Raw genomic sequence first — 14,669 nt, forward strand, 5'->3', positions numbered from 1 at the left:
GTAAAACTTACAACAATCTGATAGATTCTTGATATATCAAGAATCTAAAGCAAACTTATTTCCGGTGAAATAATTAACGCATTAATAGGGAAAGTATAAATTTGCAAACTAGACAAATCTGCTCAAAGAAGCTACAATATAGACTATTACAGCCCTAATAGACATCTCAAAACTATCGAAAAGTTAGCTGTTTAACTTACCGAAGCTACATCTGCGTATTGAAATTTAGGTAATTAGAATTAAACTGAATTACTTAATAGAAGGATCTAAATTAAATTCAGTCTCTTGATTTAGAGTAAATACGTAATTAATGTATGACTGCTGAATAAAAAGCAACACTTACCTCACTAAATAAAATATTTAGCAGTCCACAATTAGCGATATTTTTCTCTAATTAATTCTAATTTTTGACTTCTAACTTCTTAGTTAAGCCTTGGGTATTTAATCTGTACTTGTTTAATGACTAAAGATTTTATATTGTGTTCCCGTAAAACTGACTAGGCGATCGCAATTAATGATTTAACCGCAAAACAAGGGCACATTATTACTTACGCATGTCAACTTAGGTACTTATACTAATATGCTTGGGTTTTTGAGACGCGATAAATCGCCGTCTCTACAAGTGTTTTGGTCTTTTACACTCAAAAAAATTGGGTAGCACAGGTGTGCTACCTGACTCTGTATCGTAGTGCAACCTCGGTTATTGATAAATTTCCCCATCAGGCATAATTGCCCCAGCTAAGTTAGCGCCAATTAATTTAACCAAAAGGCGCTCACCAGAACGAATCCGCGCTCCTGTTAAGTCGGCTCCTCGTAAGTCAGTTCCACTGAGATCCGCACCAATTAAATTAGCACCACGTAAATTCGCCTCCCTGAGATCCGCTAAAAGGAGGTTTGCTCGAAATAAATTTGCTTCAGATAAATTCGCCCCTCTGAGGTTGACTTTGTGCATAAAAGTGTCGCTGAGATTAGCGCCGCTCAAGTTGGCATAACTCAGATTTCTGCCAGATAAGTCTTTGTTGCTCAAATTTGCCCGACTATAGTCTTTACCACTCAAGTCTGAGTTTTGCTTCGGTGGTGGCTGGGTTTTTTGAGGTGGTGTTTGCTGTTGATATGACGGTGAAGGTGAAGGTGAAGGTGAATTAGATATGGTTTGATGTTTGGTTTTTAAAGAGCGCAATTTTTCACGAGCTTCATTTATGGCTTTCAGCTTGTCTTGTGCTTTCTGCTGTAAACGGAGATTTTCTTTGGGAATGCGATCGGGATGCCAAACAAAGACTAAATCTTTGTAAGCCTGGTTCACTTCTTCAAGTGTTGCCCCAGGCTCTAATTCCAAAATTCTATAGTACCGCTCCAGATCGCTCATACGATATTTTGGTGGACAATCAACTTAATTATGAGTGATGGAGCCATGTATTCGCTGCATCTTTTGCCACTCCCCTGTTTCCTCATCTCTCCATCTCCCGATTTCTCCATCGAGCGATCGCTCTTAAATATGCTGCAACTGGAATTTGATAAATTTCAATAACAATCCAAACAATAATTGATAAATGTGATAAAAAAGTCAATACTGTCCAAATATATGGTGTCCAAGTAATGGGTTCCTTGAGGTCAGCAGGAAAATAGTAAGCTACTATGCCAATTAAAGTAGTGGGAAGAATTACAAAAACTGCTGCCGCTAGTCCATAACCCCAACCTAACTCCACACCTTCTAACTGGCCTTCTGTCCAACTAAACCCATTCCAACGCCAAGTTAATGGTGGTTGTCTAGAAGGCATCTTGATTTGCTGGATTTCTAAGTTGACTGTAAAAATCTCTTGACAAAAGTCACAAGCCATAGCTTCCATCAATGGCATATGAGAAATCTTACCTATTCGACAGACTGGGCAGGGGTAAACTCCATAATAGTCGAAAGATTGGGCTAAGATTTTGGAACTGGGCATAATCAAACTGATGATCCTAAAAAGTTGATCTGGTCAATGAGGACTTAGGTCAGAATAATATATGGCGATCGTCAATTGTCTGCAATCAGCTTTCGCAAGGTTAAATGACAAGTCAGGAGAATTACATCTGTTTTCTTTTGCATGAAGTACAGGGGGCAGGGAGCAGGGAGCAGGGGGACAAGGGGGACAAGGGGGACAAGGGGCAGGAGATAGTAACTCTTTGTATCTGGTTTTAAGTTCTGTATTTTGTACCCTACTTAAAAAGCAAACTGGTGTATATGTTTTTAGGAATTACGCATTTACAGGAAAGACCAAATATAGATTATTTGAAAAACTACATCTGTCTTAGGGGTAATTGATTATAGATGTAAAGCGACTTAAGGCAGGTTATTTCCCTACAATGCGAGTCTTCACTCCTACAGTTGTACTGAGTCTATCGCTTTTTTATGGTTTATTGGGGTCTTGACACCGCCTATTCTTCCTGTTAATGTTACTTTAAATAGGTATATTTATTAAGTTTTCCAGCAAAAGCCCCGCAAATGCTTAAAACAAGTTCCTACTTTTATTTTTGGTCTAAGGTGGTTCACCGGGAGTGAATGAAGTTTCCTAATGGAAACCGCCCGGTGAACCGCAGAGCAAACTCTGCGGTTTTTGTTGTTTTAAGGAGAATTTCATCATCATGACTTATTTAAGTAGCTGGTTTTATGGCTTTTACTTTTGGCCCAGATTAAGTTCCGGGTAAGTAGCGTCATGTCGATGAATCACAACGCGCCCGGAACTCTTCATAGGTTCCGGGCTTTTTTGTTATCACTGGGGACTAATACCTAATACTCAATCCATAACTTTTCAGGAGAATGAAACCATGATTAATGCTAAACTTGCCGCACAATCTCATCCGAATCATCAGACAATCGTTAAAATCTCAGAAAAAGTCGCTTTCGGAGGCGAAGAACTAGTAATTATCGGCGGGCCCTGTACTGTTGAAAGCTTAGAACAAATGGAAATTGTCGCCCAAAAGCTATCTACTACATCGATACAGGGGTTACGTGGCGGTGTCTACAAACCTCGCACATCTCCCTACGCTTTCCAGGGTATGGGTGAGGAAGGATTGAGGATTTTGGCAAGGGTGCGATCGCATTACAATATGCCAGTTGTCACTGAGGTGATGTCAATTTCCCAAATTGAAGTAGTTGCTGCCCACGCTGATATGCTTCAAGTTGGTAGCCGTAATATGCAAAACTTTGACTTGCTCAAAGCTTTAGGACAGGCTGGGAAACCAATACTCCTCAAACGTGGTTTAGCAGCGACTATTGAAGAATTCGTTATGGCTGCTGAATATATTCTTAGCCACGGGAATCCCGATGTGGTGTTGTGCGAACGTGGTATCCGCAGCTTCGATGATTACACCCGCAATGTCCTAGATTTAGCGGCAGTGGCAGCACTCAAGCAAATAACTCACCTGCCTGTGATTGTAGATCCTTCCCATGCCGTTGGTAAACGGGAACTGGTAGCACCTGTGGCTAGGGCTGCGATCGCTTGCGGTGCTGATGGATTAATTATTGAATGTCACCCAGAACCAGAAAAATCTGTTTCTGATGCCCGTCAAGCACTCTCTTTAGAAGATATGGTGCGTTTAGTTCATAGTTTAAAGCCTGTGGCAACAGCCGTTGGGCGCAATATATCAGATGTCGGGGCGGGTTTATCACCTGCCCCGATTTTTTGTGCTGCTTGAATCTCAGTTGAGGGCGGGCGATCGCTTAAATGTCTGAGTCAAAATATTTATTTTGGCTGAATGACAAACTGCGATCGCCTTCGTAAAATAAAATTGTTGCTTACTTATACCATTTCTGTATGAAAATGCGCTAAACCATATTAGCAGTGAAGTATAAGAAAAAACGAACCGCAAAGGGCGCAAAGTACACAAAGAAAGAGAGAGAGACAGAGAAAGAAAATTTGGCGCAGCCTCACCAATAAATGGTATTACGCACAAGTTATGGAATAACTTAGACGCATTAGCGAAGCGGTAGCGACAAAGGAGCGTCAGCCGCTTGCCGCAGGCTACCGCAGAGGTGCAAAGGAATGAGAATTTGATAAATATTTTGCGTAAGTTCTGATATAAATAAAGTCACAAAAAAGTCACACAAGTTTAACAACAATTTCTTTCCAAAAGGGGTAGGCTAAAACAGCAATTATTAGTACACTAATTTTTAGCTTGACTAACATTCTGCTTATCTAATTAGAATTAATCGCAATCAACCATTTTGCAAAAAATGCGATGTCTAACGACAAGCTAGTACGTGGAATGGCACTAAGTTAAGGGCAAAGCCCTGATATAACTTGCTTTTTGAGTGTGGGGAGTGTGGGGAGTGTGGGGGGTAAGACTTCTTCCCCGTCCTCCCACACCTCCCACACCTCCCACACCCTGCCCTGACAGGTTTCAGCTTTTCTTAGTGCCATTCCTAGTACGTGTATGTGCTTCCCCTTTCCCCAAATTATTAATATGCGCAGTTTAGTTTCTATTCAGACGATAAAGCCTCTGTCCTTGGCTGCTCAAACTATTCCTAGCTTTTATAACGTTATTCAAAGAGGACGATTTTCACTCCTTATATTAGGTCTAACTTACTTGTGTGCTGCCTGTAATGCTTCCGAAGCCCAATCAAGTGGAAAAGAAGCAGAAAAAAAGCGAGCCGTGCCAGTGGTGGTTGCCACTGCGACTCAAAAAACGATTCCAATACAGTTATCGGCTACGGGGACAGTTGAAGCATATTCTACGGTATCTGTCAAATCTCAAGTAGGTGGACAACTTACTGGAGTCTATTTTCAGCAAGGACAGAACGTTAAGAAAGGAGACTTGTTATTTAAAATTGATTCTCGCCCTCTACAAGCCGCGCTGATGCAAGCTAACGCTGCCAAGGCTAAAGATTTGGCTCAGGTGAAACAGGCGCAGGCTAATGTGCTAAAAGCGATCGCTCAAGTGAACCAGGCAAAAGCGAATGTCGTCAAGGATAAGTCCCAGGCAACAAATGCAAATGTGCAGGCTCAACGTTATAGTAGTTTGCTCAAGCAAGGGGCAATCAGTAAAGAACAGTCAGAACAGTATCAGACAACTGCTGCTGCTCAACAGGCAACGGTAAAGGCAGATCAAGAGGGAGTGGCAAATGCTCAGGCTGCCGTGGCAGCAGCCCAAGCAGATGTACAAAATGCTCAGGCGGTGGTGCTAGCAGATGAAGCTGCGATCGATAATGCTAAAGTTCAGCTTTCTTATACTTCCATCTACTCACCAATTGCTGGACGCACGGGTAGTCTGAAGCTAAATCAAGGCAACTTGGTAGAGGCGAATGCCACCGATCCGCTAATTACAATCAGCCAAATTCACCCGATTTACGTCAACTTTTCCATTGCTCAACGACTGCTGCCAGATATCAAAAAATATAGTGCTAATAACGGCAAGTTAGAAGTCGATGCTTTACCTCCTAAAGACGCAGGGCGGCCAGTACGAGGCGAACTTACCTTTGTTGATAGTGGAGTCAATACCCAAACAGGCACAATTCAACTTAAGGGTACTTTTGCCAATACTGACGATCGCCTGTTTCCGGGACAGTTTGTTAATGTAGTCCTCAAACTGAGCGAAGAACCAAATGCCATTACTATTCCTTCCCAGGCGGTACAGAGTGGGCAAAAGGGACAATTTATATATGTAGTCAAACCCGACAAAACAGCAGAAATGCGGACAATTACCGTTGGCGACACCGTTGAAAACGAAACGGTAATTAAGCAAGGCTTGAAACCGGGTGAACAAGTAGTTATTGATGGACAATTCAACCTAGTGCCTGGTGCCACAGTCCAAGTGAAACCGGAAGTAGGAAGCAGGGGGGCAGGGGGGCAGGGAGCAGGGGGACAAGGAAGATGAGGGAGAAATGACCAATGACAAATGACCAATGACTCATTATTAAGATGAACATTTCCGAGCTATTTATCCGGCGACCAATCATGACGACTCTAGTTATGGTTGGCATTTTGATATTTGGACTAATCAGTTACCAACAGCTACCTGTTAGCGACTTACCCAATGTGGATTATCCAACGCTCCAGGTAACAGCTAATCTGCCCGGAGCTAGTCCAGAAACGATGGCTGCCTCAGTCGCAACTCCCTTAGAGCAGCAGTTTTCGAGCATTGCGGGATTGAGTTCGATGAACTCTACCAGTTCTTTGGGTACTACACAACTAACGCTGCAATTTGACCTGAATCGAGATATTGACGGTGCAGCCCAAGATGTCCAATCTGCGATCGCTAAGGGAGCAAAGCAGTTACCGACAAATATGCCTAATCCGCCATCTTATCGAAAGGTAAATCCGGCGGATCAGCCAGTCCTTTACATCTCCCTCAATTCGTCTATTCTGCCCCTCTCAACTGTAGATAAGTACGCTGAAACATTGCTGGCACAACGCCTGTCAATGGTGGATGGAGTAGCACAAGTGCAGGTGTTTGGTTCCCAAAAGTACGCGGTACGAATTCAGCTTGACCCGGAAGCGCTGAGTGTCAAAGGTATAGGAATCGATGAAGTCGCTGATGCGATCGCTAACGGAAATGTCAATCTGCCTACGGGGACACTTTACGGTAAGCAGCAAAATTCTACGATTCAAGCAAACGGTCAACTCAACGATGCCGCCAGCTATCGCTCCCTAAGTGTGGCTTATCAGAACGGCGCACCAGTGCAGCTAGGAGAACTCGGTCAAGTCCTGGATAGCGTGGAAAATGACAAGATTGCGAGTTGGTATTTTCCTGTTAAGAAAGAGAGTAAAAGCGCTGGGGAGAAATCCAAAATCGTTCGACCGAGCGGAGCCGAAGTCCAAAATTCTGGCGTGCGGGCGATCGTTTTGGCAATTCAGCGCCAACCGGGAACTAATACTGTTCAAGTAGTAGATGCAATCAAGAAACTGTTACCTACCTTTCGGACACAAATTCCGGCGGCTGTGAATATGGATATTCTCTACGATCGCTCCCAATCAATTCGGGAGTCGGTGGATGATGTACAATTCACGCTATTGCTCACCATCGCGTTGGTGGTGCTGGTAATCTTTCTATTTCTTCGCAATATCTCTGCTACAGTCATTCCCAGTTTGGCAGTACCGCTTTCGATAGTAGCGACCTTTGGGGTCATGGTACTACTGGGCTTCTCACTCGATAACCTATCACTGATGGCATTGACCCTTTCAGTGGGTTTCGTGGTAGATGATGCGGTAGTCATGCTGGAGAATATTGTCCGCCACATGGAAATGGGCGAAAGCCGCATGGAAGCAGCCCTAAATGGTTCTAGAGAGATTGGTTTCACAATTTTATCTATGACCATCTCTCTGGTAGCAGTATTCATCCCGATCCTTTTCATGGAAGGCATTCTGGGGCGGCTGTTCCGTGAGTTTGCCGTTACCATCAGTGTTGCAATCTTGGTATCTGGCGTAATTTCCCTCAGCTTGACACCAATGCTATGTTCCAGATTCTTGAGTCCACCTCATCATGAACAAGAGAGTGAGGGAGCAGGGGAAGCAGAGGGAGCAGGGGAAGCAGGGGAAGATGAGGGAGAAATTCTTAATTCTCAATCCAAAATTAAAAATCGAAAATCCAAAATTCAAAACTTTAACCGTCGTCTCTACAACTTTTCGGAAAACGTTTTTAATGTGATATTGGGCGGATACGATTGGAGTTTGAAAAAATCACTCAAGTATCACCGCACGACGATGGTGATTTCGGGAGCGATTCTTGTAGCGACAGTATATCTATTTATTATTGTGCCTAAAGGGTTTGTTCCCAACGCAGATGTTGGACAAATTACGGCAACAACTCAGGCATCAGAGGATATATCCTTTGATGAGATGGTAAAACATCAACAGGCTGTAGCTGCGATCGCTTATCGCGATCCTAATGTCGATTCCATCAACTCCAGTGTCGGGGCTGGTGGCCCAAATGCTTCCGCCAACGCGGGACGGCTTTTAATTGAACTCAAGCCCCGCAATCAACGCCGTCTCAGTGCTGATGAAGTTGTTCAGGAACTCCGACCGAAATTGTCAGTTGTGCCTGGAATTAAGGTATTCTTACAAAATCCCCCAGCGATTAATGTGGGTGGACAACAGACAAAAGCACAGTATCAATTTACTCTGCAAACTCCCAATATCCAGGAACTTTACCAATACGCCCCAGCTTTAGAAGAGAAATTGCGATCGCTCTCAGATTTACAAGATGTCAACAGCGATTTGCAAATCAAAAATCCGCAAGTAAAAGTAGACATCAACCGCGACCAAGCTTCAGCTCTAGGTTTGACCGCCAATCAAATCGAAACTGCTCTGAGTAATGCTTATGGTACTCGCCAAGTTTCTACCATCTACGCCCCCGATAGCCAGTATCAAGTAATTATGGGCGTGGAACCAAAATATCAGCAAAATTCCAATGCCCTAGATTTACTCTCAGTTCGTGCCCCTAGTGGACAACTTGTGCCACTCAACGCCGTAGCCACCTTGAGCAAAGATGTAGGCCCCTTAACTATCAACCACAAAGGGCAGCTTGCTTCTGTCACCTTCTCCTTTAACCTCAAGCCAGGAGTTTCACTCGGTAACGTCACTGGGAAAATTGAGGAACTTGCCCGTCAAACACTGCCACCTACTATTAGTACAGGCTTCCAAGGTTCAGCGCAGGCATTCCAATCTTCGATTCAGGGTTTAGGACTACTACTGCTGGTTGCCATCTTGGTGATTTATATCGTGTTGGGGATTCTCTACGAGAACTTCATTCACCCGTTAACAATCCTTTCTAGCTTACCTTCTGCTGGATTTGGGGCACTACTGACCCTGTTGCTGTTTCAAGTTGACTTGAATATTTATGCCTTCGTCGGCATCATTCTGCTAGTTGGCATTGTGAAGAAAAACGGGATTATGATGGTTGACTTTGCGATCGTTGCCCGTCACAACGGCAAAACCCCTTATGATGCTATCTATGAAGCCTGCTTGGTGAGATTTCGTCCAATTATGATGACGACAATGGCAGCACTCATGGGAACTTTACCAATTGCCCTCGGTTTGGGAGCCGGAGCAGATACACGTCGTCCCCTTGGTTTAGCAGTTGTTGGGGGGTTAGTATTCTCGCAGTTCCTCACACTTTATTTAACACCCGTTTTTTACACCTACATGGAGTCTTGGCAAACCAAGATGAAAAAACGCAGTTGGCGCAAACAGCCAATTTGACACTCACCCAACTGAACAAATAACGCTTGGTTGATTTGTTCTTTATAATCCAATACAGTTCAGTTAAGCAATTTTTTCCCTCTCTTTCTTCTCTCTGCGTCCTCTGCGCCTTGGCGGTTCGTTAAAAAATTAACTTGGATAACAAAGTTTTAGCCTTAACTGAACCGTATTGCTTTATAACCACTAACTCTTGACTCCCTTCATTTTAGAGGGGAGTTTTTTATGTGCCGTAGTATGGCACTTGAGATTGAAGGAAGTATAATATTCCGTACAAGAGCTAGGTTAATGAGTATCAAAGGTGGATTCATCTAGTTCAAACACTCGTTAACGGAGATAAAAGGTGGATTCATCCAGTTCAAATACTCGTTGACGGAGATAAAAGGTGGATTTATCCAGTTCAAATACTCGTTAACGGAGATAAAAGGTGGATTCATTCAGTTCAAACACTCGTTGACGGAGTTCAAAGGCTGAATAAACCCTAGAATTGCAATACGCTTAAAATAAGTTTTTTCTCCCCCTGCCTCCTTCACGCTCACAGTTTTGCTTAGAGGAATAAAGCCATGACTCAAGCCTTACGCAAACTAATTACATTCGATGAATTTGTTGCTCAGTACCCAGACAACCCACAAAGACATTATGAACTCCATGATGGAGTAATTGTTGAGATGGCACAACCAACAGGCGACCATGAAGAGGTTACAGGATTTTTAGCCACAAAAATCACTTTAGAATATAGTCGTTTAAATCTTCCTTATTTCATCCCAAAAACAGTATTCGTCAAACCGCTTGAAAACGAATCAGCTTATTCACCAGATGTCCTTATCCTAAATCAGCCTAATTTAATAAATGAACCTCTATGGAAAAAAACATCTACTGTAAGCCAAGCTGTATCCATTCCTCTAGTGGTGGAGGTAGTGAGTACTAATTGGCGTGATGATTACCACAAAAAATATGCTGACTATGAACAAATGGGAATTCCTGAATACTGGATTGTGGACTATGCCGCATTGGGTGGTCGGGAATTTATTGGTAAGCCAAAACAACCTACTATTTTGGTTTGCTGTTTAGAAGAAGGTGAGTATCTAATTAATAAATTTCGAGGTAATGACCGTATCCAATCACCAACTTTCCCAGAGTTGAATTTAACCGCAGAACAAGTTTTTCGTGCTGGTATAGTCAGCTAAATTCACAGCATCTATTAAAATTAGATCAAAATTCAGGAGTCAAGAGTCAGAATTGAGAAGTTAGAAGGCAACCCACGCGCAACTATTCACGCCGACCTACTTAAAATTATGTCTGACGCAATTATTCAAGCTGAATTATTGGATGACAAAGCTAATAAAGAGCAAAACCTCTGTCAAATTCTCAGTGTACAGGAGTTAAGTGTTCTAAACGATCGCTCCAACTCCAAAGGGCTAATTCAACTGGCTTTGCACCTCACAGTCATGATTTGCAGTGGCTACCTGTGGGGAACGAACTTTGGCAATTGGTCACTGGCTATACCAGCACTGGTAATCTATGGCTTCAGTCTGGCTTCCATGTTTGCACCGATGCACGAATGCGTTCACAGAACGGCTTTCGCTAACAATCGATTAAATGATGCTGTAGCTTGGTTTTCCGGCTTGCTCTCATTTTACAACAGCACATTCTTTCGTCGTTATCATAAATGGCATCATCGCTACACTCGCGTTCCTGACAAAGATCCCGAACTAACCGATCTAAAACCGAGTAATCTGGGTAAATACTTGTTGATAATTAGCGGTTTACCGTGGTGGCGGGGTAAATTAAGCGGGCATTTTCAGGTGGCGATTGGTCAATTTGACGATTTTCCGTTTGTGCCAGAAGCCGCACGAGCCGAAGTTATTCACTCTACTCGATGGCAATTAGGTATTTATGTAAGTGCGATCGCAATCTCAATTGTATTTGGTCAGCCTTGGTTTTTCCTGTATTGGCTGCTACCCGTGCTTATTGGTCAGCCGATTCTCCGTTTCATTCTGCTAGCAGAACATACAGGTTGCACTCTTGACGCTAATCTGCTCACAAATACGCGCACAACCCTAACCCTTTGGCCTGTGCGATTTTTCATGTGGAATATGCCATTTCATGCAGAACATCATTTGTACGCATCAATTCCCTTTCACGCTCTACCAAAAGCACATCAGCAATTGAGCCAACACTTTACCCACATTGAACCTGGCTATGTGAAAGTCAACTGGGATATCATAACTAATTCGTAATTCGTAATTCGTAATTGGGCATTACTTATTCTCTTTGTTCCCCATTTCCCATTTCCCATTCCCTTTGATTTTAATTTGCTCTAGACTCGACCTTAACGCACCTTTGTCAGATCATGAAGAATGATTAATAAAAACGAGTATAGACAAATATGATAAAAATGCTAGCTGAAAACTTGATGGGAATTGAGGCAAGATTACAAATTAATTGGGTTTGGTTAAATGCAGGCATACAGTTTGCTAGCTGGGCACTTTTTTCACTCTTGCTTGCTGAGGTCTTGAGAGACACTTACCATGCTTTGTGTCACCAAGTCAATTGGCTTGCTAAATGGCACAACAAGCACCACATGGCCTATCGCCGAGATTTATCGATAGTTTCCATGAAAATTTACCAAGAATCGCAACTCTATCACGACATTTTAGAATCGAGTCTACTGCTGGTGGTATTAGTCGCCGTTGCCTTAATTGTCCAACAATTGGGTTTATGGCTGGGAGTAGCTTATGGTTCTACCTTCTTATATGGCGCATCTGTGCGGTATTTCCAGGGAAAAATTGATACAGACTACAACCACCTACCCGGCCCTTTAGAAACAATTCCATCCATTTGGTGGGTAAATCGTTCTTACCATTGGCGGCATCATTTTGATGATGTCAACGCTTACTACAGTGGTGTCTTTCCCTTAGTTGATAAAATTCTGGGTACAGGACTGTCTCTCAAGGGGAAAACCATCGCTTTAACCGGAGCATCAGGAGCGTTAGGGCAAGCTTTGGCGGCTGAACTGGTAAAGAATAATGCTAAAGTCGTGGCATTAACCACTAATCCAGAAAAATTAGTAGAGCAAGTTGGGGTGAAAGTGGTTCCTTGGCAATTAGGTAATGAAGCCGAACTGAGGAATAGTTTAGAGAAAGTAGATATTTTAATTATCAACCACGGAATCAATGTCTACGCCAGCCGTACATCGGAGGCTATCAACTCTTCTTATGAGGTGAATACCTTTTCAGCATTGCGGTTGATGGATATATTTTCGACAACTGTAACCGGGCCACAAGCAAAAGCAACCAAGGAAATCTGGGTAAACACTTCTGAGGCTGAGGTTTCTCCCGCGCTGAGTCCACTTTATGAACTCAGCAAGCGATCGCTAGGTGATATTGTTACCCTAAAGCGTTTAGATGGGGATTGTGTAATTCGCAAGTTAATTCTTGGCCCGTTTAAGAGTCAACTTAATCCCTATGGTGTTATGTCTGCACAGCAAGTTGCCCGTGCCATCTTGTTTTTTGCGCGGCGCGACTTCCGCAATATTATTGTGGCAATAAATCCTCTCACCTATCTGCTGTTTCCCTTAAAAGAAACTAGTACGTCGCTATACTATCGAGTCTTCAGCCGAACAGCGAAAAGTAAACAGGACTTACGCAAACAATAGCCAAAACCCTTATTTTCAGGTAGGGGCAATTCATGAATTGCCCCTTAGTGCGTGTATTTTTGCATAGGAGTAGCGCACCGCAGCCATCGCTCCAAGTGAGTGCTGATTATTTAATGGTGAAAAAAGCATACTCTTATGGACTTTTAAAATATAAAGGCTGTTCTATTCTGTTTCATTTCCCTTCAAAACTATTCAAAATCTCTTCAGGTAAGGGACTATCAAAATCATCTGGAACAATGAACTCCCCAGCACATAAGCCATAAGGCCTAATTTGTTGAGAAATGGGTGAAACTGGTTTAATTTCTGCAATAGGTTTATCTGCTTGCATAGTAATAATACTTTCTCCTGCTGCTACTTGTTAAAGATAACTCTAGCTGGCATAGTGAATAAATTTATAATACAATATTTTATGATACTTTAATTTTGGAAATTACAAAAATTCTGGAGATTAGAAAGATACCTTCGTCCTCCTGAAAGATACGTGGCTATATAAACGAAGTCAATTTGAGTGGACTAAAAACAAGATTTTTCAACCTGTGAAGACGGGTTTTGTTTATGTAGATAGGAATTATATTTGCCAAGTCATGTTATTGACACATGAGCATGATTGATAAAATAATATCTAAAATTTACATATATCTATTGGTATTCAGAACTCTTAAAATAAGTATTTTTAAAAATGAAAAACAAAGTTGATTTTTTCAAAAAAGAGATTAAGCTATGGGTTTACGTAAATTCCAGTACTACTGATGAGAAGCTACATAATCATCTTCATTCTCTTGATAGAAAAAATATTCAGGTTCCATTAAACATTAGATTAATAAACAGCACATCAGTTAAAGTTAAGTTTGTGGAATTAGTTTTAAAAGACGATTTAAAACTCAATATAAATACTGATTCTTTAAGTAAATGCAAATGTTATGTTCCTGCATTAGATTGTATCTCAGATAGTGTTAATATTGCTGCAACTCTTATATCTGAAAAATTTGAAACACATCGCAAAAGCCATACTAAAAGTGTATTTAGAGAAGTATTTTTTCAAGACATTGATTATATTTGGAAACCATTACAGAAACAAAGAGAGAGGCTAAACCCACTTTTCAGTGTAAGTAGAAGTCTTACCAAAATAACAACTACATTACAAAAAAAAGTTACTGCTCCCAACGCTTTTAATACAATTTTGCAACTACTTACTATATCAAAAGAAATATCAGAAATTGTTACCAATATAGAAGAAAAAGATGACAATATTCGAGAAACTGAAGCTCAGAAATTACTCAATATCTTAGTTGGTGTAGATAATCTGAAAAAGATTCTTGAAATATGGGAAAAAAATAAGGAAAATTCTGAAGAAGAGTTTTGGCATAAATTGCTGGAAAAACATTCCTTGATACTTGCACAAATTTTTTCTGTACCAGTAACTATACTTGGTTCAAAGGCTTATGTAGGTGGAAAAGGAATAGAAAATAGAGGTGGCAAAGTTATTGACTTTCTTATGGTAAATAAACTAACACGAAATACGGCATTGATAGAAATTAAAACACCTAAAACACAACTTCTTGCTAGAAGTGAATATAGGTCTGAAGTCTATGCGATTTCTAGTGAAATATCAGGTTCTGTCAGTCAATTATTAACAAGTCGGGATTTTTTGATTAAAGATTATGATCGTCTTGTTAACCATTCTAAAGAGTATTTTGATGTTTTTAACCCTCATTGTATTATAATTGCTGGTAACACAATCAGTGTAATCGACCACGGGGCGATCGCAAATTACAAGAAAGTAAAACCCATTGACATCAAAGAGTTAGAGTTCAAAAGAAGCAGACACCAAACTAATT

At 41.6% G+C, this 14,669-nt stretch carries 10 protein-coding genes; 7 read left to right on the plus strand and 3 right to left on the minus strand.

What is annotated here, in order from left to right:
* Positions 1–700 precede the first annotated feature (700 nt).
* Positions 701–1,366, minus strand: coding sequence for a pentapeptide repeat-containing protein (locus V7K69_RS24425; protein WP_335039115.1), 666 nt, complete (start codon positions 1,364–1,366; stop codon positions 701–703).
* A gap of 82 nt (positions 1,367–1,448) precedes the next feature.
* Positions 1,449–1,943, minus strand: a complete 495-nt coding sequence (locus tag V7K69_RS24430) for a hypothetical protein (RefSeq protein ID WP_163936261.1) — start codon at positions 1,941–1,943, stop codon at positions 1,449–1,451.
* An 838-nt stretch (positions 1,944–2,781) separates the two neighbouring features.
* Between V7K69_RS24430 and aroF the strand changes: the two genes are divergently transcribed.
* The 6 genes from aroF (at position 2,782) to V7K69_RS24460 (ending at position 12,831) form a co-directional block, all read left to right on the plus strand.
* Positions 2,782–3,675 (plus strand): 3-deoxy-7-phosphoheptulonate synthase, encoded by an 894-nt coding sequence (gene aroF, locus V7K69_RS24435; protein WP_335039134.1) that lies wholly within the window; start codon positions 2,782–2,784, stop codon positions 3,673–3,675.
* Positions 3,676–4,443: 768 nt separating this feature from the next.
* Positions 4,444–5,853 (plus strand): efflux RND transporter periplasmic adaptor subunit, encoded by a 1,410-nt coding sequence (locus tag V7K69_RS24440; RefSeq protein ID WP_335039117.1) that lies wholly within the window; start codon positions 4,444–4,446, stop codon positions 5,851–5,853.
* Between the two features lie 44 nt (positions 5,854–5,897).
* Positions 5,898–9,176: an efflux RND transporter permease subunit gene (locus V7K69_RS24445; RefSeq protein WP_335039119.1), complete on the plus strand. Its 3,279-nt coding sequence runs from the start codon at positions 5,898–5,900 to the stop codon at positions 9,174–9,176.
* Positions 9,177–9,736: 560 nt separating this feature from the next.
* Complete coding sequence (locus tag V7K69_RS24450; protein WP_335039122.1) at positions 9,737–10,360, plus strand: Uma2 family endonuclease; 624 nt, start codon at positions 9,737–9,739, stop codon at positions 10,358–10,360.
* Positions 10,361–10,468: 108 nt separating this feature from the next.
* Positions 10,469–11,413, plus strand: a complete 945-nt coding sequence (locus tag V7K69_RS24455) for a fatty acid desaturase family protein (protein ID WP_335039124.1) — start codon at positions 10,469–10,471, stop codon at positions 11,411–11,413.
* Positions 11,414–11,562: 149 nt separating this feature from the next.
* Positions 11,563–12,831, plus strand: coding sequence for a bifunctional sterol desaturase/short chain dehydrogenase (locus V7K69_RS24460; RefSeq protein WP_335039126.1), 1,269 nt, complete (start codon positions 11,563–11,565; stop codon positions 12,829–12,831).
* Between the two features lie 172 nt (positions 12,832–13,003).
* Here the strand turns inward: V7K69_RS24460 and V7K69_RS24465 are convergent, their stop codons facing one another.
* Entirely contained in the window at positions 13,004–13,159 is a 156-nt protein-coding gene (locus V7K69_RS24465) for a hypothetical protein (protein ID WP_335039128.1), read from the minus strand.
* A gap of 351 nt (positions 13,160–13,510) precedes the next feature.
* Between V7K69_RS24465 and V7K69_RS24470 the strand changes: the two genes are divergently transcribed.
* On the plus strand, positions 13,511–14,669 hold a 1,159-nt coding region (locus V7K69_RS24470), incomplete at its 3' end, for a Shedu anti-phage system protein SduA domain-containing protein (RefSeq protein ID WP_335039130.1).

Source organism: Nostoc sp., assembly GCF_036917775.1.
GTDB lineage: Bacteria > Cyanobacteriota > Cyanobacteriia > Cyanobacteriales > Nostocaceae > Nostoc.